This window comes from Janthinobacterium sp. PSRC1-1 (genome assembly GCF_049897525.1).
Classification (GTDB): Bacteria; Pseudomonadota; Gammaproteobacteria; order Burkholderiales; family Burkholderiaceae_D; genus Janthinobacterium; species Janthinobacterium tructae.
In genome coordinates this window covers 126,036-150,213 of the sequence record NZ_JAFCWK010000005.1, presented here as the reverse complement: position 1 = coordinate 150,213, position 24,178 = coordinate 126,036, and the positions used below count along the sequence as shown (strand labels likewise).

24 protein-coding genes are annotated in these 24,178 nt (G+C 63.4%); 6 read left to right on the top strand and 18 right to left on the bottom strand.

Annotation, left to right across the window (positions count from 1 at the left end; all coding sequences use genetic code 11):
- Positions 1-42: 42 nt before the first annotated feature.
- Genes ACP7DW_RS12490 through flgB form a run of 3 tightly spaced genes read right to left on the bottom strand, consistent with a single transcriptional unit; the run spans position 43 to position 1,613 of the window.
- The gene (locus ACP7DW_RS12490) at positions 43-741 is read right to left on the bottom strand and encodes a flagellar hook assembly protein FlgD (RefSeq protein WP_071075846.1); all 699 of its coding nucleotides are present in this window, start codon (positions 739-741) and stop codon (positions 43-45) included.
- 15 nt (positions 742-756) lie between these two features.
- Positions 757-1,158 carry a flagellar basal body rod protein FlgC gene (gene flgC / locus ACP7DW_RS12485; protein WP_196854753.1) on the bottom strand — a complete coding sequence of 134 codons (402 nt, stop codon included), beginning with the start codon at positions 1,156-1,158 and terminating at the stop codon, positions 757-759.
- A 2-nt stretch (positions 1,159-1,160) separates the two neighbouring features.
- Positions 1,161-1,613 (bottom strand): flagellar basal body rod protein FlgB, encoded by a 453-nt coding sequence (gene flgB / locus ACP7DW_RS12480; protein ID WP_426055673.1) that lies wholly within the window; start codon positions 1,611-1,613, stop codon positions 1,161-1,163.
- Between the two features lie 191 nt (positions 1,614-1,804).
- Here flgB and flgA point away from each other — a divergent pair, with 191 nt between their 5' ends.
- The 3 genes from flgA (at position 1,805) to ACP7DW_RS12465 (ending at position 3,395) form a co-directional block, all read left to right on the top strand.
- Positions 1,805-2,500, top strand: a complete 696-nt coding sequence (flgA, locus tag ACP7DW_RS12475) for a flagellar basal body P-ring formation chaperone FlgA (protein WP_426055674.1) — start codon at positions 1,805-1,807, stop codon at positions 2,498-2,500.
- Positions 2,501-2,610: 110 nt separating this feature from the next.
- Positions 2,611-2,919, top strand: a complete 309-nt coding sequence (gene flgM, locus ACP7DW_RS12470; protein WP_298413937.1) for a flagellar biosynthesis anti-sigma factor FlgM — start codon at positions 2,611-2,613, stop codon at positions 2,917-2,919.
- A gap of 8 nt (positions 2,920-2,927) precedes the next feature.
- Positions 2,928-3,395, top strand: coding sequence for a flagella synthesis protein FlgN (locus ACP7DW_RS12465; RefSeq protein ID WP_426055675.1), 468 nt, complete (start codon positions 2,928-2,930; stop codon positions 3,393-3,395).
- 49 nt (positions 3,396-3,444) lie between these two features.
- On the opposite strand, the gene ACP7DW_RS12460 is transcribed toward ACP7DW_RS12465, so the two are convergent.
- The 11 genes from ACP7DW_RS12460 to ACP7DW_RS12410 all read right to left on the bottom strand — a co-directional run bounded on the left by ACP7DW_RS12460 (position 3,445) and on the right by ACP7DW_RS12410 (position 14,793).
- Positions 3,445-4,302, bottom strand: a complete 858-nt coding sequence (locus ACP7DW_RS12460; RefSeq protein WP_426085209.1) for a hypothetical protein — start codon at positions 4,300-4,302, stop codon at positions 3,445-3,447.
- Between the two features lie 63 nt (positions 4,303-4,365).
- The gene (locus ACP7DW_RS12455) at positions 4,366-4,728 is read right to left on the bottom strand and encodes a translation initiation factor Sui1 (RefSeq protein ID WP_298413929.1); all 363 of its coding nucleotides are present in this window, start codon (positions 4,726-4,728) and stop codon (positions 4,366-4,368) included.
- A 49-nt stretch (positions 4,729-4,777) separates the two neighbouring features.
- The gene (gene motD, locus ACP7DW_RS12450) at positions 4,778-5,572 is read right to left on the bottom strand and encodes a flagellar motor protein MotD (RefSeq protein ID WP_426055769.1); all 795 of its coding nucleotides are present in this window, start codon (positions 5,570-5,572) and stop codon (positions 4,778-4,780) included.
- Positions 5,573-5,577: 5 nt separating this feature from the next.
- Positions 5,578-6,324 carry a flagellar motor protein gene (locus ACP7DW_RS12445; RefSeq protein ID WP_298413925.1) on the bottom strand — a complete coding sequence of 249 codons (747 nt, stop codon included), beginning with the start codon at positions 6,322-6,324 and terminating at the stop codon, positions 5,578-5,580.
- On the bottom strand, positions 6,306-7,037 hold the full coding sequence (locus ACP7DW_RS12440) for an RNA polymerase sigma factor FliA (protein WP_071075839.1): 732 nt from the start codon (positions 7,035-7,037) through the stop codon (positions 6,306-6,308). The genes ACP7DW_RS12445 and ACP7DW_RS12440 overlap by 19 nt, the downstream gene beginning before the upstream one ends.
- A 44-nt stretch (positions 7,038-7,081) precedes the next feature.
- Positions 7,082-7,945, bottom strand: coding sequence for a MinD/ParA family ATP-binding protein (locus tag ACP7DW_RS12435; protein ID WP_099764443.1), 864 nt, complete (start codon positions 7,943-7,945; stop codon positions 7,082-7,084).
- Positions 7,938-9,266 carry a flagellar biosynthesis protein FlhF gene (gene flhF / locus ACP7DW_RS12430; protein ID WP_099762516.1) on the bottom strand — a complete coding sequence of 443 codons (1,329 nt, stop codon included), beginning with the start codon at positions 9,264-9,266 and terminating at the stop codon, positions 7,938-7,940. Before flhF ends, ACP7DW_RS12435 begins: the two co-directional genes overlap by 8 nt.
- A gap of 303 nt (positions 9,267-9,569) precedes the next feature.
- Positions 9,570-11,666, bottom strand: a complete 2,097-nt coding sequence (gene flhA, locus ACP7DW_RS12425; RefSeq protein ID WP_426055677.1) for a flagellar biosynthesis protein FlhA — start codon at positions 11,664-11,666, stop codon at positions 9,570-9,572.
- A complete protein-coding gene (flhB, locus tag ACP7DW_RS12420; RefSeq protein ID WP_426055678.1) occupies positions 11,663-12,856 on the bottom strand; it encodes a flagellar biosynthesis protein FlhB in 1,194 nt (397 codons plus the stop codon). Before flhB ends, flhA begins: the two co-directional genes overlap by 4 nt.
- A gap of 139 nt (positions 12,857-12,995) precedes the next feature.
- The gene (locus tag ACP7DW_RS12415; protein WP_426055679.1) at positions 12,996-13,994 is read right to left on the bottom strand and encodes a fumarylacetoacetate hydrolase family protein; all 999 of its coding nucleotides are present in this window, start codon (positions 13,992-13,994) and stop codon (positions 12,996-12,998) included.
- A gap of 88 nt (positions 13,995-14,082) precedes the next feature.
- A complete protein-coding gene (locus ACP7DW_RS12410; RefSeq protein ID WP_426055680.1) occupies positions 14,083-14,793 on the bottom strand; it encodes a pseudouridine synthase in 711 nt (236 codons plus the stop codon).
- 257 nt (positions 14,794-15,050) lie between these two features.
- Between ACP7DW_RS12410 and ACP7DW_RS12405 the strand changes: the two genes are divergently transcribed.
- Positions 15,051-15,407, top strand: a complete 357-nt coding sequence (locus tag ACP7DW_RS12405; RefSeq protein WP_298413906.1) for a hypothetical protein — start codon at positions 15,051-15,053, stop codon at positions 15,405-15,407.
- 378 nt (positions 15,408-15,785) lie between these two features.
- Here ACP7DW_RS12405 and ACP7DW_RS12400 read toward each other — a convergent pair whose 3' ends face one another.
- From ACP7DW_RS12400 to ACP7DW_RS12385, 4 genes are all read right to left on the bottom strand, one after another.
- Positions 15,786-16,787: a S49 family peptidase gene (locus tag ACP7DW_RS12400; RefSeq protein ID WP_426055681.1), complete on the bottom strand. Its 1,002-nt coding sequence runs from the start codon at positions 16,785-16,787 to the stop codon at positions 15,786-15,788.
- Between the two features lie 41 nt (positions 16,788-16,828).
- Positions 16,829-17,203 (bottom strand): Rieske (2Fe-2S) protein, encoded by a 375-nt coding sequence (locus ACP7DW_RS12395; protein ID WP_426055770.1) that lies wholly within the window; start codon positions 17,201-17,203, stop codon positions 16,829-16,831.
- Positions 17,203-17,862, bottom strand: a complete 660-nt coding sequence (locus ACP7DW_RS12390; RefSeq protein ID WP_298413898.1) for an HAD-IIIA family hydrolase — start codon at positions 17,860-17,862, stop codon at positions 17,203-17,205. Before ACP7DW_RS12390 ends, ACP7DW_RS12395 begins: the two co-directional genes overlap by 1 nt.
- A 90-nt stretch (positions 17,863-17,952) precedes the next feature.
- Entirely contained in the window at positions 17,953-18,948 is a 996-nt protein-coding gene (locus ACP7DW_RS12385) for an RluA family pseudouridine synthase (RefSeq protein WP_426055682.1), read from the bottom strand.
- Positions 18,949-19,645: 697 nt separating this feature from the next.
- Here ACP7DW_RS12385 and ACP7DW_RS12380 point away from each other — a divergent pair.
- Positions 19,646-22,732: an Rne/Rng family ribonuclease gene (locus tag ACP7DW_RS12380; RefSeq protein WP_426055683.1), complete on the top strand. Its 3,087-nt coding sequence runs from the start codon at positions 19,646-19,648 to the stop codon at positions 22,730-22,732.
- Positions 22,733-22,821: 89 nt separating this feature from the next.
- Positions 22,822-24,159: a chromate efflux transporter gene (gene chrA / locus ACP7DW_RS12375; RefSeq protein ID WP_426055684.1), complete on the top strand. Its 1,338-nt coding sequence runs from the start codon at positions 22,822-22,824 to the stop codon at positions 24,157-24,159.
- The last annotated feature ends 19 nt before the right edge of the window (positions 24,160-24,178 follow it).

The following is a 24,178-nucleotide window of genomic DNA, read 5'->3' as shown; positions in this document are numbered from 1 at the left end:
GTAGAAATTAGGGGTAGAGGGTCTACGCTACAAACGAGCGGCTTACAAAATCTGTTTCACATCGGCCATGGTGATGCTGCCCACGCCCGGCACGTTCAACTTCACGCCACCGGCGCCCGTCGACACGCTGGCGACCGAACCGAACATCAGCGCCGCTGCATCGGTGAGTTTGGCGCCGCCGCGCGTCGCTTCCACCGAAAAGGTATACGCGCCGTCGGCCAGCACGATCGGCTTGCCATCCTTGTCGAGCTCGGCGGTGGAACCGTTCCAGCCCAGCGGCAAGGTACCCGCATCCTGCGGGCCCAGGTCGATGGAATGGACTTCCTTGCCCGCGCTGTTGTAGATGATGACCTTGACGCTGTCGGCCGGTGTCGCCAGGTCCACGCCCAGCAGGGCCGCGCTCTTGCTCAGGGTGACGTTCTTGCCTGCCGTCAGCACGCCGTGGCCGATGATATTGGCCGCCTGCATGGATTCGGCCTGCTGGTAGCTGGTTTTCAGCGTTTCCAGCGTGGTATTGAGCTTGTTGACGCCGGTCACCGTGGACAGCTGGGCCAACTGGCTCGTCAGCTGCGCATTGTCCAGCGGGTTCATCGGGTCCTGGTTTTGCAGCTGGGTCACCAGCAGGGTCAGGAATTTGTTGGTTTCTTCCTCGACGCTGCCCTTCGCGGCCGTCGTCTTCTTCGGATTCATCGTCGCCATCAGGTCGGTGACGGTGGCGGTGCTGGTATCGATGGTTGCCATAATGGTCAGTCAGCCTTATTGGCCGAGCGTAAGGGTTTTCAGGAGCAGCGACTTGGCCGCGTTCATGGTTTCCACATTGGTCTGGTACGAGCGCGAGGCCGACAGCATGTTGACCATCTCGTCGACCGTATTCACGTTGGGCATGGTGACGTAGCCCTTCTCGTCGGCCAGCGGGTTCTTCGGGTCGTAGACCAGCTTCATCGGCGACGGGTCTTCGATCACCTTCTGCACCTTGACGGCTGTGGCGCCGTTGGCCATGGGCACGGCCTCGAACACCACCTGCTTGGCGCGGTAGGCTTCGCCGCTGGCGCTGGTGGCGCTGTCGGCATTGGCCAGGTTGCTGGCCACCGTGTTCAGGCGCTGCGCCTGCGCGCTCATGGCCGAACCGGAGACATTGAAGATATTAAACAGCGACATGATTATTGTCCTCCCTGGATGGCCGTCAGCATGCCCTTGATCTGCGAGTTGAGGAACGTCACGGCCGCCTCGTAGCGGATGGCGTTGTCGGTAAAGGCGTTGCGTTCAAGATCCATGTCCACCGTATTGCCGTCGACGGCGCCCTGGGCCGGCGCGCGGTACAGCAGCGGCGTGCCGTCGGCCAGGGTCTCGACCTTGCCGCCCGTGCTGCTGCCTGCGGCAGCGGCCACGCCCTTGCCCGGCAGATGCTGCGGCGCCGTGCCCTTCAGGGCCGGCGGCACGCCATCCTTGCGCGCCATCGCCCCCTTCAGCGCGCTGGCGAAATCGACATCGCGCGCCTTGTAGTTGGGCGTATCGGCATTGGCGATATTCGAGGCGAGCAATTCCTGGCGCGTCGAGCGCAGGCTCAGCGCCGTCTCGTTGAAGCGCATGTAATCGTCGAGTTTCCCTATCATGTCAGGCTCCGGAAAGATCTGCCACTGGCGCCCGAGATGGCGGAAGGATGGCGGTATAGTAATGACAGGAAACATAGTACGGCGCCCACCGGCAAGACCATCGCCGGATCAGACCGTACTTTTACCCCTTAATCGGCGCTTCAATCAGGGCTGCGCGCACTATCATGGCAGTATTCCAGAGGCCTATCACCATGAAAACACCGCTTGCTCTCCTTCTCGCTCTTGCCGCCCTGCCACTGCTGGCGCAGGCGCAAAACGCCGGCCGGCAGACCCCGGAAGCGCTGCGCAACAGCGTGGAACAATTCCTGCAAGTACAAAGCAACGGCTTGCCAGGCAAGGTGACGATCACCGTCGGCGCCGTCGATCCGCGCCTGAACCTGGCCACCTGCCCCGCGCCGCAAGCGTTCATGGCGCCAGGCGCGCGCGCCTGGGGCAAGACCACCGTGGGCGTGCGCTGCACGGCGCCTTCCAACTGGACCATCTATTTGCAAGCCAACGTGGCCGTCGTGGGCGATTACGTCGCCAGCGCCGTGCCGCTGGCGCAAGGGCAAGCCATCGACGCCAGCCAGCTGGTGACGATGCAGGGCGACCTGGCGGCATTGCCCGCAGGCATCGCCACCGACATGGCCCAGGTAGTGGGCGCCAGCACGAATATTTCATTGCCACCAGGCACGCCGATGCGCCTCGACACCCTGCGCCGCAAGCCGGTGGTCATGCAAGGCCAGCTGGTGCGTGTCGTTTCCAGCGGCAACGGCTTCCAGGTGGCATCAGAAGGACGCGCCATCGGCAGCGCTGGCGATGGCCAGACGGTGCAGGTACGCACGCAGAGCGGCCAGCAGATCAGCGGCGTGGCGCGCGCGGGTGGCATGGTGGAGGTCGCCTTTTAACGCGAATAGATAGCGATATTGTAGTCTGGCGCACTAAAGTTCCTGGATAAGATGCCGATAAGATGTCATATCCCGGAGTTTTTTGACTTCGACCAGACGAGGATCACGCTGTGAAAATTACCGATAACACCATTAAAAGCAATCCCGGCCTGCCGGTGGCGCCCGCGAATACCTCCGGCGCCCGGAATGCCGAGAAAGCCCAGGCAACACCGACGACGTCGGACAATGTACGCCTGTCGTCACAAGGACAGGCATTAGCGGCCAGTGCAACTGCCGGCAGCGGCGCCGTGTTCGACACGAAAAAAGTCGAACGCATCAAACTGGCGATCGCCGACGGCCAGTTCCAGGTCAACTCTGAAAAAGTGGCGGACGGTCTCCTCGACACAGTCAAGGACTTGCTGCACTCACGAAATAGATAGGTTCCCTCATGCAATCAGTGACTCCGTTTTCCAGCCTGCGCGACGAGCAACAGCTCATGACCACATTGCTGGCATTGATGAAAGAAGAACAGCGGCATCTGGTTGCGGCTGACATCGATGCAATCACGGAGCTCACGGTGCGCAAGACGGCACTCGTCGGACAATTGAGCCAGCTGGCGGCGCGACGCCACCAGGCGCTGGCGGCAGCCGGTTTCACGGCCGCCGAAGCGGGCATGGAAGACTGGCTGGCCGGCGCCAGCGAAGCCGAAGCGGCGCCCCTGTGGAACGCCCTGCTCGACACCACGCGCGAAGCGAAAGAACAGAACCGGCTCAACAGCATGCTGGTCAACAAGCACATGCTGCACACGCAAGGCGCCCTGAACGCCATGCGCCCCACGGCCCAGAGCGGCAATTTCTACGGCCCCAGCGGCCAAGCGATGACCAACACGGCCAGCCGGCGCGTCGTCATCGGCTAAGTCTCTTATTTGACAGCGATCCCCGGCAAAGTGCAGCGGCCTTGCCAGCTCAACCGTGCGCCGGACGCCCCGCGTGCTGGCGAAATTTCGCCGCGATGGCTTGTCCCTTCGCTGCGGCGGCGGCCTGCTGCGCCGGGGTCAGCTCATCCTGCAGCCAGTGCCAGTATTCATCCTGATACGGATTGGTGACGCCGGGCGCCAGGATATCGTCATAGACGAGGCGCAGGGCCAGCAGGTAGCCATACGCTTGCGGCGCATCCTTCTGCACCACCTCGCCATCGCGCAGGTAGGCCATCATCAGGGTAGCCACGCTGGAGAGTTCCGCCTCGTCCGCCTGCGCCGCCAGCTGGGCGATGGCTTGCCGCTTCCACGCCTGCACCAGCGGATCGTCGGGACGGTTGCGCAGCGCGCTGCGGTCGCCGAACGGCCCTTCCGACAGGAACAGGGTGGCCGCGCCCGGCACGCCCGCCTTGGCGGCAGTGGCCAGGTAGCCCAGTCGGTCCTCGCGCTGGCGCTGCGTCAGGCCCACGCACAGCTGCTGCTGGGCGGCTTTTTCCGCCTCCGTCATCTCGCGTCCCAGCTCGAATTCCAGCCCCGGCAAGCGGCTTTCGCGCTGGAAGACGATGCAGTCGTCGAGCAGGTTGTAGGCCGCATACGCATCTTCCGCCCTGCCGCTGGCGGCCAGGCGTTCGAGCCGCTGCGCCAGGGAAACAACAACGGGCGCTTCAGCCGCAGGGACGGAAGCATCGATATGCATATACGATTCCAGGCTGCGCCCCGCTGGTGCACTGGCGGCAGCGATCACCACAGATTGTGGCGCGCCGCCGTCGGGTGCGGGCCAGTACGCCAGCGCCAGTGCTGCCGCGATGGCAGCGGCGATGGCGACACTGGTGAATTTGACGTTCATGGTGAGGATGCGCGTGGATGGGAAGCGCACGTTACCACAGGCGCACGGCAGCTGGCCGCACGCTCAGCCGCCGGCTTTTTTCGCCTGGTGCCCCAGCCTGGCCAGCGCGGCCACGATGGTGTCCACGTGGTCGCCCTGCACTTCGATCACGCCATCCTTGACGGTGCCGCCCGAGCCGCACTGCGTGCGCAACTGCTTGCCCAGCAGGGCCAGCGCGATGGCGTCCAGCGCCAGGCCTTTCACCACGCTGACGCTCTTGCCGCCACGGCCCTTGGTCTGGCGCGACACGCGCACCACGCCATCGCCGGCCGGCGCCGCCTTGGCTTGCGCCTTGCACGCGCATTGCGCCAGCGGCTGGCGGCAGGCGGGACACATGCGGCCCGTTTCAGTGGAATACACGAGACCGCCCAGGGAACTGCTTTTCATGATGGAGAGATAAAAAGGGAGAAGGCGCGATTGTACCAAGCGCCGGGGTTCAGTTGGCCGGTGCCGGCGCAGGTGCCGGTGCGACGGGCGGCGTCGGCACTTCCGTCACCGTCTCGGGGATGCCCGACAAAATCGTCACGGCGACGCGGCGGTTGCGCGCGCGCCCTTCCGGCGTTTCGTTCGGCGCCACGGGGATGTTGTCGGCGTGGCCCACGGCCGTCAGGCGCGACGCTTGTACGCCGCTGGCGATGAACAGGCGCACCACGGCGCTGGCGCGCGCGGCCGACAACTCCCAGTTCGAGGCAAAGGTCGAATTGCTGATCGGCTGCACATCCGTATGCCCTTCCACCTGCACGTCGTGCGTGTCATCCTTGAGCAGCACGGCCACGGCGCGCAGCGCCTGGTCCGATTCCGCCGTCAGCGCTGCGGCGCCCGGATCGAACAGCACGCTGGCATTGATTTCCACGCTCACGCCGCGGCTCGTCTGCGTCACCCGCACCTTGCCTTCCTTCACCAGCGGCGCCAGCGTGGAGGTGAGGTCCTGCGCCAGGCGCGTCATGTGTTCGCGCTCGCGGCGGATGGCTTCCGTGCGGCGTTTCAGGGCGGGGTTCGGCAGCGCAATGGCTTGCGGCGCTTCCATGATGATGGGCGGCGCGCCCTTTTCCAGACTGAAGGCCTGGCCGATGGCATTCTGGAAGACGCGGTATTTGCCTTCGTTGACTTGCGAAATCGCATACATGACGACGAAAAAGGCGAACAGCAAGGTGATGAAGTCGGCGTACGAGATCAGCCAGCGGTCCTGGTTGTCCGGTTCCTCGTCATACTTCCTGCGCGCGCGCCGCATCATGCTCAGTGCTCGTGCAAGAGGCTGGCCACGCGCTCTTCGATGATGCGCGTGTGGTCGCCCGTGGCGATGTCGTACAACACGGCGGCCGTGATTTCATACTGCAGCACGCGGCGCGAGACGATGGCCTTGAGCTTGTTCGCCACCGGCAGGAACAGCAGATTGGCCAGGCCGACGCCATAAATGGTCGAGACAAACGCCACGGCAATGCCGCTGCCAAGCTTACTCGGGTCGGTGAGGTTTTCCATCACGTGGATCAGGCCCAGCACGGCGCCCAGGATGCCGATCGTGGGCGAATAGCCGGCCGCCGATTCCCACACCTTGACGGCCTGGCGTTCGGCCAGCTCGTAGGCGGAGATTTCCACGTCGAGCAGCTGGCGCAGCTTGTCGGGCGCGATGCCGTCGACGATCATGCGCAAGCCCTTGGCATTGAAGCGGTCGGCCGTGTTTTCCATCAGGCGTTCGAGCGCCAGCGGGCCGTCGCGGCGCGCCGTCAAACTCCATTGCCCGATGTCGCGCGCCAGCGCGGCGCGCGTGTCGGCTGGCGGCAGGAAGACCCAGCGCAGCATTTCCAGGCCGCGCACGAAGGTGCGCAGCCGCGTTTGCAGCAGCACGGCGCCGAAGGTGCCAATGACCACGATGGCGAAGGCGGCCGGCTGCAGCAGGGAGGCCATCTTGCCGCCTTCCAGTGCCTGGCCGACCAAGAGGCCGGCCAGCGCCAGCGCCAGCCCGATTACGCTGGACCAGTCCACGCCAGCTCCCTCAAGGTTGCCCGCAGGCGCGCGACGGCCTGGGTATGCAGCTGCGAGACGCGCGATTCGGACACGCCCATCACCGCGCCGATCTCCTTCAGGTTCAGCTCTTCTTCGTAATACAGGCCCATGAGCATTTTCTCGCGTGGCGGCAGCGCGTCGATGGCATCGATCACGGATTGCCGGAAATCGGTATCGAGCAGGGACCGCAAGGGGTCGCTGTCCTCGTCCACGCAATGGCGGTCGAGAAAGCTGTCATTGCCGTCCGGGTCATGAAAGTCTTCGTAGTACAGCAACTGGTGGCCGCCGCCGTCGCCCAGCATTTCCTGGTAATCGACGAGCGACATTTTCAGCAATTTCGCCACTTCCGACTCCGTCGGCGGGTGTCCCAGGCGCTGCTGCAAAATGCTCATCGCCTCTTCGATCTTGCGCATGTTCTGGCGCATGCTGCGCGGCAGCCAGTCACTGGTACGCAATTCGTCGAGCATGGCGCCGCGGATACGCAGCACGGCATACGTCTCGAACTGCGCGCCATGCGTCTCTTCATAGCGGCTGATGGCGTCGAGCAGGCCGATCATGCCGGCCTGGATCAGGTCATCGACCTCGACCGAAGGCGGCAATTTCGCCTTCATATGGTGCGCCAGACGCTTCACCAGCGGAATGTGCTCCGTCAGCAAATAGTCCTTGTTCGATTTCCCTTTGACCGTGTACATAGGCTGCTTATTGTTTTAACTGCTATCGTGTGCTGATGATGGATTCAGACGCTGAACTGGTGCGGGCTCCCCGTCTGGTACAAGGTGCCACCGAGCACCGGCGCCGCCGAACGGGCCAGCCGCTCGGCCAGTCCGCGAAACGCCACCGAGGCTCCCGCCAGCGGAAAGGCATCGACCACGCTGCGGCCCAGACGCGCCGCGCGGTGCAGATACTCATCGGCAGGCACCGATCCCATCGAGGTCAGTTTCACGGCCAGGTAGCGGCTCGCCGCCTGCGCCATATTATCGTATACCACTTTTGCCTCGGATTCGGAAGCGCCGGTGACCAGAATGCCGAACGGACGGCGTCCCAGCTCCTGGCTCAGACGCTTGATCAGGCAGTACGCGGCCTTGATCGAGGTGGCGCTGGTCGACACTTGCACCACGATGTCGGACGAGGCCATCAGCGGCACGGGGAAGCAATCGCCCGCGTCGGCGACGACGCCGTCGACCAGCACGATGCCGCTCTGGCGCGCCAGTACCTCGAAGGTCTTGCCCAGGCGGCGCAGTTCTTCCGCACCCGCATAGTCCATGCTGTCCATCAGGTGGTTGCGCGCGCCCAGGCTGGCCACGCCGAAGCCTTGCGGCACCTGGTGGATGACCTGGTTCAGGGCGCACTGCTGGCGCGCCACGTCGCGCAGGCTGGCACCGTGCGCCAGTCCCAGACGGGCGGCCACGCCATCGCTGCCGCCGCTGGCGTCGAGCAGCAGCACGTCATTGCCGCCGTAGACCAGCGAGGCGCCCAGGTTGACCAGCATGGCGCCCTTGTCGTCCTGCGGCGTGGCCGATAAAAATGTCATCACGCGCGGCTGCGGGCCGGCCAGCATGCGGCGCAGGCCTTCGGCCTGATCGAAATCGAAATTAGCCAAGGCGCACCCCGCGCGCTTCATTGTTGCGGGCGGCCGCCTGCGCCATCAGGAGCGGCAGTTCGGCATCGGAAAACTGCGTCGCCGCCGCATCGCGCTTGAGCTTGAAGGCGCGGTCGATCAGGTAGCCACGGTCGGCCAGGTACAGGTCTTCCGGCACGCGCTGGCCGTTCGACACATAAAACAGGTTCAGTTTCTGGCGGATCACCACGTCGAGCACATTGCCGATCGAGGCCGCTTCATCGAGCTTGGTCATGATGCAGCCGGCCAGGCCGCTGCCCTGGTAGGCGCGCACCACTTCGTTCAAGGTTTCCTGCGTCGCCGTGGAGTTCAGGCACAGCAAACGTTTCACGTCGGCGCCGGCGCCCGACAGCATGGCCACCTGCTCCGTCACCATCTGATCGCGCTGGCTCACGCCCACCGTATCGATCAGCACCGTGTGCTTGTTCTTCAATTCTTTCAAGGCGATGCGCAAGTCCGCTTCATCCTTCACCGAATGCACCATCACGCCGAGGATCTTGCCGTAGATGCGCAGCTGTTCGTGCGCGCCGATACGATAGGCGTCCGTGGTGATCAGGGCCAGCTTTTCCGGGCCGTGGCGCATCACGCAGCGGGCCGCCAGCTTGGCCGTGCTGGTGGTCTTGCCGACACCGGTCGGGCCGACCAGCGCAAACACGCCGCCCTGCTCCAGCATGGCGTCTTCATTGGCGACGGTATTCAGGTTACGACTGAGGACGGTTTTAATCCAGCGCATGCTTTGCGCGCCATCGAGGCCGGCGGGCAGCTTGTCGATCAGGTAGCGCGCCAGGCTGGCCGAGAAACCGGCGGCCAGCATTTCGCGCAGCACCACGGCTTTTTGCGGCTCGCGCTGCTGCGTCGAGCCCCACGAGATTTCCGCCAACTGGGTTTCCATCATGCCGCGCATGGCGCGGATTTCATTCATCATGCCGCTCATCTCGGCGGCGGCGTTCTCTTTGACGTGCGCCAGCGCGCTGGCCATCATCTGCTGCATGCGGGCCATGTCCACTGGCTCGCCGGCTGCCTGGCGCGGTGCGGCAGGACGTGGCGCAGCCGGGCGCTGGGCCGGGGCGGCCGGACGCTGCGGCGTGGCGAACTGGGTCTGCAACTGGGGACGGGGCTGCGACATTTCGGACGCGGCCGGCGGCGACGCCAGCGAAGCGGCATCGTCATTGGCCAGCGCGAGGATTTCCACCACGCCATCGGCCTGGCGGTTCGACAGGATCACGGCATCGGGACCCAGCGCTTCGCGCACCTTGCGCAGCGCATCGCGCGACGAGGCGCCCGTAAATTTCTTCACATTCATGACCGGCCTCCCAAGGCGGGGGGGGCGCAATATTGGCTGAACTGTGTGACCATCGTCGACTCCTGTTGCTTGGGTGCTGTCTTCCACATGGACACAGATCACCCGGACAGTTTCCATTATTAGCGATGCTTGGAGGAAATGATCGAAGGAACAGGACGGGAAAGTACCCGTTATTCAGTTTGCCAGCAGGAAATTGATGTTTTTTTGACCAAAAGCAAGGGCTGGGGTCAGACCCCCACTGACGCTAACGCAAAGCTCCGCGCTAACGCTAGCTCAGTCTGACCCCGGCATTAACCATCTCAACTACTGCGCGCCCACCAGCGCCGTGACGCGGATGGTCTTGGTTTCCGGCACTTCCGCATGCGACAGCACCTTCAGCTGCGGCAAGGCGCGGCGCAGGAAACGCGACAGCAGGGCGCGCAGCGGCGCCGGCACCAGCAGCACCGGCGTCAGGCCCAGCGCCTCCTGCTGCTGCGCGGCCAGGCCTGCCTGGTGGGCGATGGTATCGGCCAGGCCCGGCTCGATGCCGGCGCCGTCGCCGCCGTTGCCCATCGCTTGCATCAGCAAGCGCTCCAGGCGGCTGTCGAGGGTCATCACGGACAATTCGGCCGCACCGGGGAACAGTTGCTGCACGATGGCGCGGCCCAGGGATACGCGTACCAGCGCCGTCAGCTCGTTCGGGTCTTGCGTATTGACCGTATGCTCGGCCAGGGTTTCGATGATGCTGCGCATGTCGCGGATGTGCACGCCCTCGGCCAGCAGGTTCTGCAGCACTTTTTGCAGGGTCGACAGCGACAGCATCTTCGGCACCAGGTCTTCCACCAGGCGCGGCGCATCCTTGCCCAGGTGATCGAGCAGCGACTGCACTTCCGCGCGGCCCAGCAGTTCGGAAGCGTGCGAGGTGATCAGGTGGTTCAAGTGCGTGGCCACCACGGTGCCCGCATCGACCACCGTGTAGCCCATCGATTGCGCCTGGTCGCGCAAGCTGGCGTCGATCCAGGTGGCGGGCAAGCCGAACGCGGGATCGCTGGTGGCCACGCCCGGCAAGGCGCCGCTGGCCATGCCGGGATTAATCGCCAGGAACTGCCCGTTGAACGCTTCGCCCACGCCCACTTCCACGCCCTTGAGGGTGATGCGGTAGGCGGAGGGTTTGAGCTCCAGGTTGTCGCGGATATGCACGGGCGGCGCCAGGAAACCCACTTCCTGGGCAAATTTCTTGCGGATGCCCTTGATGCGTTTGAGCAATTCGCCGCCCTGCGTCTTGTCGACCAGGGGGATCAGGCGATAGCCCACTTCCAGGCCCAGCGTGTCGACGGGCATGATGTCTTGCCAGCTGGCCTCTTCCTGCTCGGGCGCCACGGTCGCTGGCGGCACGTCGGCCGGTTTCTCGGACGCCTCTTTTTCCTGCGTGCGCTTCTTGCTGATCAAATAGGCGGAACCGGCCAGCGCGGAGGCCAGCAGCAGGAAGACCATGTTCGGCATGCCCGGAATCAGGCCCATGCCGCCGATGATGCCGGCGGTAATATATAGCACTTGCGGTTTCGCAAACAATTGACCGACCAGCTGGGTGCCGATGTCCTGGTCGCTGGCCACGCGCGAGACGACGATACCGGCCGCCGTGGAAATGATCAGCGAAGGAATCTGCGCCACCAGGCCGTCACCGATGGCCAGCAGCGTGTAGTTTTTGAGGGCATCGGCAAAGCCCATGTCATGCTGCAACAAGCCCACCAGCAAGCCGCCGACGATATTGATGACGGTGACCATGATGCCGGCGATGGCGTCGCCGCGCACGTATTTGCTGGCACCGTCCATGGCGCCATAGAATTCCGCTTCCTGCGCCACTTCCGTGCGGCGGCGGCGCGCTTCGTCTTCGCCGATCAGGCCGGCGTTCAGATCGGCATCGATGGCCATCTGTTTACCAGGCATGGCGTCCAGCGCGAAGCGGGCGCCCACCTCGGCGATACGGCCCGCACCCTTGGTCACGACGGTAAAGTTAATGATGGTCAAAATAATGAAGACGACGATACCGACCGTATAGTTGCCGCCGATCAGGAAGTGGCCGAACGCCTCGATCACTTTACCGGCCGCGTCGGCGCCCGTATGGCCTTCCGTCAGCACCACGCGCGTGGACGCCACGTTCAGCGACAGGCGCAGCATGGTCGACACCAGCAAAATGGTCGGGAAGGCCATGAAGTCGAGCGGCTTGACCGTATACAGCGCCGTCAGCAGCACGATGATGGACAGCGCGATATTGAAACTGAAAAAAATGTCGAGGATGAAGGCCGGCAGCGGCAGCACCATCATCGCCAGCAGCATGATGATGATGATCGGCGCGGCGATGCCCTTGCTGGCGTTGCCGCTCATACCGCTGAGCCAGGCTGGCAATCTCAGGCCGTTCATGGTGTACTTCCTTTATTCTTGTCTGCCGCGTCGGCTGCGGCCTTGATCTGCGATGCCGGGTCGAGCGGATCGAGCTCGGGCGGCACGTCGAGTTTCTTCGGCTTGTCGGGGCGCTGGCCATGGCCGCTGCCGTAGCTGCGCAGCTGGAACACGTAGGCCAGCACTTCGGCCACGGCGCCATACAGCGCCTCGGGGATCTCGTCGCCGATGTCCGTGTGCTGGTACAGCGCACGCGCCAGCGCCGGCGCTTCGAGGATGGCGACCTTGTGTTCGCCGGCCAGTTCGCGGATCTTCGCCGCCACCTCGTCGATGCCCTTGGCCACCACCTGCGGCGCGCCGCGCGAATTCTCGCCATACTTCAAGGCCACCGCGTAGTGGGTAGGATTGGTCACCACCACGTCGGCCGTCGGCACGTCGGCCATCATGCGGCGGCGCGACATTTCATGCTGCATCTGGCGTATCTTCGCCTTGATCTGCGGATTGCCGTCCGACTCCTTCGCCTCTTGCTTGACTTCCTGCAAGGACATTTTCATCTTGTTGGCGTAGTGCCACATCTGGTACGGGCCGTCGATGGCGGCGATCAGGCCCAGCGCGCCGACGATCAGCAAAAAGGCCGTGATCAGCAGGCTGATCAGATGGGCCGAACCGGCGCGCAAGGATTCGACCGACAGGCCCAGCACGGCGTCTTTCTGGTGCTGCATCACCATCCAGGCGACGACGCCGACGACGAGCGTCTTGGCGATGGCCTTGAGCAATTCCACCAGCGCATTCTTCGAAAACATATTGCCCAGGCCGCGAATCGGGTTGAGCTTGCCAAAATTGGGGGTGAACGCCTTGGAACTGAACAGCCAGCCACCCACCAGCACGGGCGAGGCCAGCGCGACGAGCATGATGGCCGCGGCGTACGGCAGGCAAGTCAGCAAGACGGAGCCCACGTCGTAGCCGATGCGCAACATCATCGCGTCGGGATTGAGGATTTGCTCGCGGTCCAGGGTCAGCCCGGACACCATGACGGCCGTCAGCCGGCGCACGATGGCGTCGCCGGCAAACCACAGGCAGCAGCCGGACGCCATCAGCACCGTAAACGTGGCCACTTCACGCGATCGCGGAACGTCGCCTTCCTCACGCGCCTGCTCGAGGCGCTTCGGTGACGCGGCTTCGGTCTTTTCTGCGTCGCTGTCGTCCGACATCAATCAACTCCGGTGAAGTCCTGCAGCCTGGTTAGGCGCAATACGGACTGGGCATGACACATTATCGATTCAATGACGGCAACGCCATCAAGGGAAAAGGAGGGCGAATCCCCTGCTTTTCCTTTGCTCTCCAGAAACCTTAGCGCGACTTGCGCGCCTCGGCCTGCTTGACGGTCTGCTCGATGGCACCAAACAGCGACTTGCCATCATCACCGAGCATTTCCAGCCGGACGACGTCACCGAACAGCAAATAGGGCGTACTGGCGACGCCATCGGCGATCATCTCCTGGTTACGTCGCTCAACGATGCTGGCAAAACCCTTTTTAATTTCCTTGTTGGCGACGCCGCCCGCGCTGACCACGCTGCCGGCGCGCGCGTTGCGCGTCCGGCACAGATGGGCGAGCAATTGCGGGTAATTGAAGGCCATGTCGGCGCCCGCGTGGGGCTGGCCCGTCAATTTGCCGTTCAGGCTGCAGCGCAAGGCGTAATGCACCTTGCCGCCGCGCCATGCATCGCCCAGCTCGTCGGGCGTGATGGCCACCGGCGAGCAGGCCATGGCCGGCTTCGCTTGCAGGTAGCCGTAGCCGCTGGCCTGCTCCTCGGGCGCCAAGTTGCGCAAGGTAATGTCGTTGACCAGCATCAACAGCTTGATGTTCAGGTGCGCCTGGTCCGGCGTCGAGCCCATGGCCACGTCGTCCGTGATGGCGGCGAGGCCCGCCTCGTAATCGATGCCCCACTGCTCGTGCGCCAAGACAATATCGTCGTGGGCGCCGAGGAAATCGTCGCTGGCGCCCTGGTACAGGCGCGGCGCCTCGCGCCAATTGGCGGGCGCGTCAACGCCCGCCGCCTTGCAGGCGCGCTCGATCTGCTGCAGGTACGAGGCGCCGGCCACGCGCAAGCTGCTGCGCGGCAAGGGCGCCATGCAGTTGGCAGGGTCGAAGTCGAAGGCGCGGTGGCCGCGGCCGCTATTGATGGTCTGGTACAGTAAATCGAGCTGGGGCGCGATGAAACTCCAGTCGTCGAGCGCCTTTTGCAAGGTCGAGGCGATGCCATCGGCCAGGTGGGCCGTTTTCAGGTCGCGCGAGACGACAGCCAGCTGGCCGTCGCGCGTGCCGTCTTTCAAAGTTGCTAATTTCATGTACGGGAAACTTCGTCAAATGCGGGCAATTAGGGACCAAAGACGCCAAAAAGCCGGGACATTCCCGGCTTTGGCGGTCAGGAGGGATTTATGCCAGCAGCGCGATCTGCTCTGGAGTCAGATAACACCACTCGCCTTCGGCGATGCCCAGCGATTCCAGCGTCAGACTGCCGATGGCGGAACGGTGCAGCGCGCTGCAATGGTTGCCGGCGGCGGCCAGCATGCGCTTGACCTGGTGGTATTTGCCTTGTTCGAGCACGATTTCCAGCTGGAATTCTCCGCGCTGGACACACACGAGGGCGGCCAGCGGGGCCGGTTCATCGTGCAATTGCACGCCGGCCAAGAGCTGCGCCACCAGTGCATCGGTCACGGGCTCTTGCGTGGTAGCCTGGTAAATCTTGGGAACGTGACGCTTCGGCGACGATTGTGCATGGATAAAGGGACCATCGTCGGACATCAGCAGCATGCCGGTCGTATCGTGGTCGAGCCGGCCGACGGGCTGGACTTCGCGCCAGGTGAACTGTTCCGGCAGCAAGGTCAGCACGCCAGGATGATGGCTGGGCTTGCGCGAGCATTCGAAGTTGGCGGGCTTGTTCAGCGCCAGGTACAGGTGCGCGCGGTAGACCCACTCTTCTTCAAACACGTGCAGCACCAGGCCTTCGGTCTCGACGGTGGTGCGGTAAGTGGTCTGGGTGACGCCATCGATGACGACATCGCCATCTTCGATGAGGGAACGACAATATTTACGGGTGCCAAAACCCTGCGATTGCAGGATGCGGTCTAGGGATAATTTACTCATGGGCGTGACTTTACCAGAAGCGGCTGGCAGCGTGAAGCGGCGGCACCTGGCGCCTGCGCGACGGCGCCAGCGGCACCAAACCATGGCGCAGACAGAAATGCCAAAAAGAACAAGGTGAGATTTGGCGAGAAATGGATGATTCCTTTGAGATATATCAAGCGCTCGGAATATCGCATTGATAGACTGAAACTTCGTTAGGAATCCGCCTAATGCACTTTAGGAATTGTGGCAGTCGCCACCCCGCATAAGGACATCGTATGAAGCATACCGATACCATCGCCTTACAAGGCAGCATCGCCGACCTGCGCCAGCGCATCGCCGCGGAACAAGCGGCCATGCACAAGGTCAGACTCGGCGTGGCGCGCTGGCGCAACGTCCCTGCGCCGCAGCAGGCGGACGCGCCGCCATCGCCAGCGAGCCAGACGCACTGGCATGCCGAGGCGCAATCCCACTTCATGTGCTGGCTGGAATTGGGCGGTTTTGCGCACGCGGATGCGGCAGCCGACAACGTGAGCGCGCCCGCCATGGCGGACATGCCGCCCGATACCAGCACCAGCGTCACAGCAGAGGAGCCGGCCCCCCTGCCCGCGCACTGTAACGGCTGCGCCGCCTGAGCGCGCCGCCATCGGACGCGCCATGCCCTGCCCCTGCATGCCTGCGTTGCCAGCCAGACCAGATCACGCATTGCGCAATGCCAGCCTACCCGGCAAGGACGACGCACAAAAGGAAACGGCGGCATTGCGCCGCCGTTCCCAAGCCCCATCGGGACTTTAGTGAGGAATGTAAATTCACTCAAAACCACATCTGCGATGCGGCGAGTAGTTCCAAGACCTGCCAATCAAGTTAGTACTGACAACATAGTTGATATATCGCCCCTCCTTGAAAAGAACTACGCTTTCACTATAGCCCAAGCAGCCCCTTTTTCAAGCCAAATTAGCATCTTATTGAAAATCATTCTCGACTGGCTTGCCTGCCAGCCAACAGTGATGCCTTCAACGCAACACCGGTTGTGACTGCTGCACGGCCGCCTTCATGGCGCCTGCGCCCATGGCGGCGCCAAATTTCTTCAGCACCCGCTCCGGCAAGCCTTCATGCTGCGTGTAGTCGACGATGTCTTCCGCCTTGACGACATCGCGCGCCACGCTGTCGACCGTGCCGAAATCGTCGGCCAAGCCCATTTCCACGGCTTTCGCCCCCGTCCAGTACAGGCCCGAGAAGGTATCGGCCGTTTCCTTCAGGCGCTTGCCCCGTCCCGTGCGCACCACGTCGATGAATTGCTGGTGGATTTCATTGAGCATGCCTTGCGCATACGCCTTGTGCTTGTCCGTCAGGGGACTGAACGGGTCCATGAAGCCCTTGTTCTCGCCCGCCGTCAGCAGCCGGCGCTCGACGCCCACCTTGTCCATCACGCCCGTAAAGCCGAAGCCATCCATCAGCACGCCGATGGAGCCGACCACGCTGGCCTTGTTGACGTAGATGCGGTCGGCGGCGGCGGCGATGTAATAGCCGCCCGAGGCGCACATTTCATCGACCACCACATACAAGGGCTTGTCCGGATAGCCCTTGCGCAGGCGCTGCATCTCGTCGACGATCATGCCGGCCTGCACGGGACTGCCGCCCGGACTATTAATGTGCAGCACCACGGCCACGGAACCGGCATCGGAAAACGCCTTGTCCAGCGCGGGGATGACGACGGCGGCCGAGCCGCTGCCTTCGGACTCGATGGCGCCGCTGATGTCGATCAGGGCCGTGTGGCGGCCCAGGGTCTCGCTGTCGTCGGCCGTGTTGTAGTCATAAAACACCCACAGGGCGAACAGCACGATCAGCAGGCCGAAGATCTTGAAAAAGATGCTCCAGCGGCGGTGCGCGCGCTGCTCTTGCAAAGTGGCAAATACCAGCTTTTCCAGCACGGCGCGCTCCCAGTTCCCCGCAGGGGCGCCGTGACCGGCGGCTGGCGCGCTGCTGTCCAGCTTGTCATTCGTGTTATCGCTCATGGTTCACTTTGTTTAAATTGCAATAATGCCTGTGCCCGGCTTCAGGCCGGCAGCGGCTGGACATACTCATCGGGTTGCCAGTACAGCTGGCCATCGCGCTCGCTCACGGGAATCGGGCGCAAGCGGCCGCCCTTGCAGGGACCGCCCGCGCACAGGCCGCTCTCCGGCACATAGATGGCGCCATGCGTCGAACACATCAGGTACAAGCCGCTGGACTCGAAAAACTCGCCCTCGGCCCAGTCCAGTTCGATCGGTACATGGGCGCAGCGGTTCAGGTAGCCATACGCCTTGCCACCGTGGCGCACGACAAAGCCGGTGGTCGCTTCACCACCGGCCGAGACGGGAAAGCGCACGCCCTTGCCGCCATCGGCCAGCGTGTCGGCGGCACAAATCAACACTTCCACACCATCGCTCATCATGCGTGCTCGCTCAGCCATTGGTGCAGATCGGCCACCGTGGCGGCCGAATACAGGGGCTTACAAGCCTGCAACTGCGCCACCGGATGCGCTCCATACTCTACGGCAATACCGGCCGCGCCTGCATTGCTTGCCATCAACAAATCATGACTGGTGTCGCCGATCATCACGGTGCGACGCATATCCTGTCCCAATTCGCGCGTCAGCTCCTGCAGCATGGCCGGATGGGGCTTGGAAAACGTTTCATCGGCGCAGCGCGTCGCATCGAACAGCGACAGCAGCTTGACGGCATTCAGCGAACGGTTCAGGCCGACACGGCTCTTGCCCGTGGCGACGGCCAGAAAGTACGCTTGCTGCGAGAGTTCCTGCAGCATTTCCTGCACGCCGGGAAACAGGGTCAGCTCATGGTCGCGCGACAGATAGTGATAACGGTAGCGCTCGGCCATGCGCGCATGGTATTTCGGCTCCACATCGGGCATCACCAGCTGCATGGCTTCCTGCAAGCCCAGGCCGATCACGTGCGAAGCGACCAGCTCGGTGGGAATTGGCAAGCCCAGGTCTTTCGCCGACGCCTGGATGCACTTGACGATGGTCGAGGTACTGTCTATCAGGGTACCGTCCCAATCGAAGACGATCAGATCAAATTGCTTTCTTGCCATTTTTCCCGACGGCAAAGCCGCCGGCTCCTTGAGAATGAATGATGGCGACTGACTACCTTGTGAGTAGTGTCGCGCGCACGCGATGGAGAGCTATCGTGCGGCAACGGCCAATGGTTTGCCCAAGCTTACCAAGAAACGCTCGCATTCGGCAGCCAGCGGCGCATTCAGGGTCATCGTCTTGCCCGTCTCCGGATGCGTAAACGTGATCTGGTGCGCGTGCAGGAACATGCGCTTCAGGGCGCCGCGCGTGCTGTCGGCTTTCAACAGGGCACGGTTGAGGGCAAAGTCGCCATATTTATCGTCGCCCGCGATGGGGAAACCGGACGAGGACAGATGCACGCGGATCTGGTGCGTGCGTCCCGTCTTCAATTCCGCTTCCAGCAAGGCGAAGTTGTGATATTTATACAACAGCGAAAACACCGTGTGCGACGCCAAGCCATCGGCCTGCACGGCCACCCGGCGCTCGCCTTCGGCGGTCGTATACTTATGCAGCGGCAGCTTGATATGCTGGCGCGCATTCTTCCAGTCACCGGCCACCAGCACCAGGTAGCGCTTGTCCGTGAGGCCGTCGCGCATCTGCTCGTGCAAATTCGTCAGCGCCGTGCGCTTCTTTGCCAGCAACAGCAAGCCGGACGTGTCGCGGTCCAGGCGGTGCACCAGTTCCAGGAACTTGGCGTCGGGGCGCGAGGCGCGCAATTGCTCGATCACGCCGAACGAGACGCCCGAGCCGCCATGCACGGCCACGCCGGCCGGCTTGTCGATGACGAGCAGCTGCGCGTCTTCGAAGATGATCTTGAATTCGGCGGCCGGCGCGCCCGTGGGCGCCTTTTCGGCCACGCGCACGGGTGGAATGCGCACCACGTCGCCGGCGGCGAGACGGTACAGCTGATCGATACGGCCTTTATTAACCCGCACTTCTCCCGATCGCAAGATCCGGTAGATGTGGCTTTTAGGCACTCCCTTGCACACTCTTAATAAGTAGTTGTCGATGCGCTGGCCTGCTTCTTCCTCGGCGATCGTTACGAATTGGGCTTGCGGCTGAACCGGGGGTGTTGAAGGGGGAACAACATCATTTTGACTCTTCATTTACTATGTCTTCCCAGAAATCTCTCTAAGTCCTTCATTTTGAATATATAATTGTTTTTGCTGCGGCCCTGGCTGCTGCGAGTGTAAGAATAAAAGCACATTTTACACAGGGGCGTCTCCACCGGCCTCGCCAAATTGCAAATTCGGTGGAAAAAAATGTATATGCACCATCCCTGCGCGAATCAAGGTTGCACCGTAGTTGTAATCGGATAACGCGTGGAGATGCTGAAGTGAGTGTGGGATTATAAGGATAAGTACCCGTTAGCGCGACTTATCGAGTCGGGCTCGCGGGTTGATGAAGTTGATAACGCTTGCCGTTTTCGCCAAACCCCGTATGTGGCCAAATACTGAGGGTTGTCGATGATAGGCTGAGGCCAAGCCTCGCCATCGCGATCCCTGTAATGAGCCGGCTAACGATTTTGGCTCTGAATTTGCTGACCACTTGCATTCTCTGCCCCCGATGCAGTTCATTCTCATCCGGGCTGTTTCAGATGAGTTGCAAGTGTCCTGTGCACTCGGCATGACGATTGACCTCACCGCGCCTGTTGCGGCCGTAACGTATACCTCGTACGCGTTGTTGCTCCGCACGCCTGGGCATTTCCCCCGCCAACACTCCCGTTCTCGCATATATCCCTGTACTTTCGCCGCTTCCCCGGAAGCGGCTTTGAGATGGCCTACGGGTCGCGGAGTTATAAAAATGAAACGCATGTTGTTTAATGCCACGCAGCAAGAAGAGCTGCGCGTAGCGATTGTCGACGGACAAAAACTGATCGACATCGATATCGAGACAGCCGGGCGCGAACAGCGCAAATCCAACATCTACAAGGGCGTCATCACGCGCATCGAGCCATCGCTCGAAGCGTGCTTCGTCAGCTATGGCGAAGACCGCCACGGCTTCCTGCCCTTCAAGGAAGTTGCCCGCACATACTTCCGCGAAGGCGTCGATGTGCGTAACGCTTCCGTCAAGGAAGCGCTGCGCGAAGGCCAGGAAATCATGGTTCAGGTCGAAAAGGAAGAGCGCGGCAACAAGGGCGCCGCCCTGACCTCGTTCGTTTCGCTGGCCGGCCGTTACCTGGTCCTGATGCCGAACAACCCGCGTGGCGGTGGCGTATCGCGCCGCGTGGAAGGTGAAGAGCGCCAGGAATTGCGCGAAACCATGGATAAACTGGACTTGCCAGCTGGCATGTCCGTCATTGCCCGCACCGCCGGCATCGGCCGCAACGTCGATGAACTGCAGTGGGACTTGAATTACCTGATGCAACTGTGGCGCGCCATCGAAGGCGCCGGCAAGTCGGCCAACGGCGCTTTCCTGATCTACCAGGAATCGTCGCTCGTCATCCGCGCCATCCGCGACTACTTCCAGCCCGACATCGGCGAGATCCTGATCGACACCGACGAGATCTACGACCAGGCGCACCAGTTCATGAGCCACGTGATGCCCGACATGGTGCACCGCGTAAAACGCTACAGCGACGACGTGCCGCTGTTCTCGCGCTTCCAGATCGAACATCAGATTGAAACGGCGTACAGCCGCACCGTGCCGCTGCCATCGGGCGGCGCCATCGTGATCGACCACACCGAAGCGCTGGTGTCCGTCGACGTCAACTCGGCCCGCGCCACGCGCGGTTCGGACATCGAGACGACCGCCTTCAACACCAACTGCGAAGCGGCCGAAGAAGTGGCCCGCCAGCTGCGTCTGCGCGACCTGGGCGGCTTGATCGTCATCGACTTCATCGACATGGAAGTGGCAAAAAATCAGCGCGAAGTGGAACAGCGCTTGAAAGATGCGCTGCACCATGACCGTGCCCGTGTACAAATGGGCAAAATTTCCCGCTTCGGCCTGATGGAACTGTCGCGCCAGCGCCTGCGCCCTTCGCTGTCCGAAGGCTCGCACGTGACGTGCCCGCGCTGCTCCGGCACCGGCCATATCCGCGACACGGAATCGTCCGCCCTGCAGGTGCTGCGCATCATCCAGGAAGAGGCGATGAAGGAAAACTCGGCCACCATCCACGTGCAAGTGCCCGTCGATGTGGGCGCCTTCCTGCTGAACGAAAAGCGCGGCGAAGTGCTGAAGATCGAGAACCGCCACCGCATCGCCGTGATCCTGATCCCGAACAAGCATCTGGAAACGCCGCACTACAAACTGGAACGCATCAAGCACGACGATCCGCGTCTGGAAGACAGCCAGGCCAGCTACAACCTGGCCGAAAGCGCTGAAACCGACATGGCTTACAGCAAGCGCCAGAAGGAAGAAGCCAAGCCGCGCCAGGAAGCCGTCGTCAAGACGATCACCCCTGACCAGCCGGCACCGCTGGTCGAGCGCAAGCCTGTCGAAGTGAAACCGGCTCCGGTGGCCGCGCCTGCCGCACCACAGGGCCTGATCGCCAAGATCATCAGCTTCTTCACCGGCGCACCGGCACCGGTGGCGCCAGCGCCCGCCCCTGTCGCACCAGCCAAACCGGCCGGCGCCGACCGCGGCGACCGCAACAGCCGTGGCCCGCGTGGCCGTGGCCGCAACGGCAAGCCTGGCCGCGAAGAACGCGAACCAGGCCAGGCCCGTCCTGCCCAGGACGATGCTGCCAAGGAAGCGGAAGCACTGGAAAAGGCGGCCCGTCCGCCACGCCCACCGCGTCCGCCACGTGAACCGCGTGAAGCGGGCGAGGCAACGGCAGCACCACGCGAACGCGGCGAGCGTCCTGAACGCGCGGAACGCCCTGAGCGCGCAGAGCGCCCGGAACGCGCCGAACGTCCGCCACGCCAGCCACGCGAAGGCCGCGAACCACGCGCCGACAAGGCTATTGTTGCTGAAGTGAAAGCTGACGAGCTGGCATTGGTGGGCGCCAGCGCCACCGCAGTGAATGTCGTCGTGGCGTCGAGCGGTCCGGACGCTGATGCCGCGCCAACGAGCTTGCTGAAAGCGCCGGTCAATGCCGGTCCTGAAGGCGAAGAGACGGAAAACGACGTGGAAGGCGAAGAACCGCGCCGCCGCCGTCGTCGTGGTGGCCGCAACCGCAACCGCCGCGACCGCGAAACGGGCGAGCTGATCGAATCGGCAAACGGCGAGAACGAAGGCCTGGACGCACCAGCGATCAGCTTTACGGTCGCTCCAGCGCCGGAAGCTGCAGCTGACGCGGCTCCGGTCGCCGTCGTGGCTGCCGCCGCTGTCGTCGCCGTCGCCGCGCCAGTGGAAGCTGCCGTCGTGGAAGTGGTCGAAGTGGTCGAAGTGGCCAAGGTCGAAGCAGCCGCTCCAGCCGCAGAAGCCGCACCAGCTGCGGAAGTGATCGTGCCGCAAGCCCCTGTGGAAGTGGCTGCGGCGCACGCTGAACCAGCCGCTGCCGAACCGGCACCCGTTGCCGAGTACAGCTTTGCCGAGAAAGCGGAAGCTGCACCAGCACCAGCTGAAATCATCGTCGAAGCCGTACCCGTGGTGGAAGCTGCGCCGCTGGTGGAAGCCATCGCCGTGATCGAGGACGCACCAGCAGCTGAAACGGCGCCTGCCGTGGTGGAAGCGGCTCCGGTGCTTGCCGAAGTGGCTCCCGTACCTGCTCCTGCTCCGGCGCCAGCACCGGTCGTCGCTGCAGCGCCGGCGCCTGCGCCGCTGGACTTGAGCGCCGTGCTCGGCTCCGCCGGCCTGACCCTGGCTGCCACCGATCCGGAAAAACTGCGCCTGGCGCAGGAAGCGGCCGCCAAGGCAGTCGCTCCCGTACGCAAGCCGCGCGAACGCAAGCCATTGCCGCCGCAATCGGATGAGCCGTTGATCCAGGTCAACACGCAACGTCCATAAGCGCGCAGGGTTCGCCCAGCCGCCAATGATGAAAGGGGGAGCTCAGGCTTCCCCTTTTTTATGTCCACTCTCCTTGTCAGCCAGCCGCCATGCACGACAACGCCAATCAACTTCCCGCCCCCGTCAGCCTGCGCAGCGCCTTCTGGTACTGGCTCAAGCTGGGCTGCGTCAGCTTTGGCGGCCCGGCCGGGCAAATCGCCATGATGCATGCGGAACTGGTGGAAAAGCGGCGCTGGATTTCCGAGCAACGCTTCCTGCACGCCCTGAACTACTGCATGCTGCTGCCGGGGCCGGAAGCGACCCAGCTGGCCATCTACATCGGCTGGCTGATGCACCGCACGCGCGGCGCGCTGGTGGCGGGCCTGCTGTTCCTGCTGCCCTCGCTGGGGGTGCTGATCGTCCTGTCCTGGCTGTACATGGCGTATGGCCACGTGGCCGCCATCGCCGGCATCCTGTACGGCATCAAGCCGGCCGTCGTCGCCATCGTGCTGGCGGCCGCCTGGCGCCTGGGCCGGCGCACCTTGCGCAGTCCCGGCCTGATCGCCATCGCGGCGGGCGCATTTGTCGCCATCGCCGCGCTACAGCTGCCATTTCCGCTGATCGTGCTCACGGCAGCCCTGCTGGGCATGGCGGGCGGCCGCTGGCTGCCGGCCCATTTTCAGGCCGGCGGTACGGGGCATGGCGGCGCGGCCCGCTACGGCGCCGCCCTGATCGATGACGACACGCCCACGCCGGAGCACGCGCAGCTCAAATGGCCGCGCCTGCTGGCCACCTGCGCACTGGGCCTGGCGCTGGCCTTCTTCGCCTGGCTGGGCCTGGCGCTGGCGGGCGGTGCGGACCAGCCGCTGGCGCAGATGGGCGTGTTTTTCAGCAAGGCGGCCCTGCTGACGTTCGGCGGCGCGTATGCCGTGCTGCCCTACCTGGTGCAGGGCGCCGCCGACCACTACCACTGGATCACCAGCGCGCAGATGATGGATGGCCTGGCCTTGGGTGAAACGACGCCCGGCCCTTTGATCATGATCGTCGCCTTCATCGGTTTTGTCGGCGGCTGGAGCCATGCCGTGGCAGGCGAGCACCTGTGGCTGGCGGGCGTCTGTGGCGCCCTGGTCGCCAGCTGGTTCACCTTCCTGCCCTCGTTCATCTTCATCCTGGCCGGTGCGCCGCTGGTGGAAGCGTCGCGCGGCAATTTGCGCCTGAGCGCGCCCCTGACGGCCATTTCGGCGGCCGTGGTGGGCGTCATCGCCAGCCTGGCCCTGTTCTTTGGCCGCCATGTCTTCTGGCAAGCAAACCCGCTGCCGCACTGGGACTGGCTGGCGATGCTCATCGCGCTGGCGGCCGGCGTGGCGCTGATCAAGTTTCAGGTGGGCACCATCAAATTGCTGCTCGCCTGTGCCATCTTCGGCCTCGTGCTATCGTATCTGCCTTGACCGATTTAACGTAAGTGGT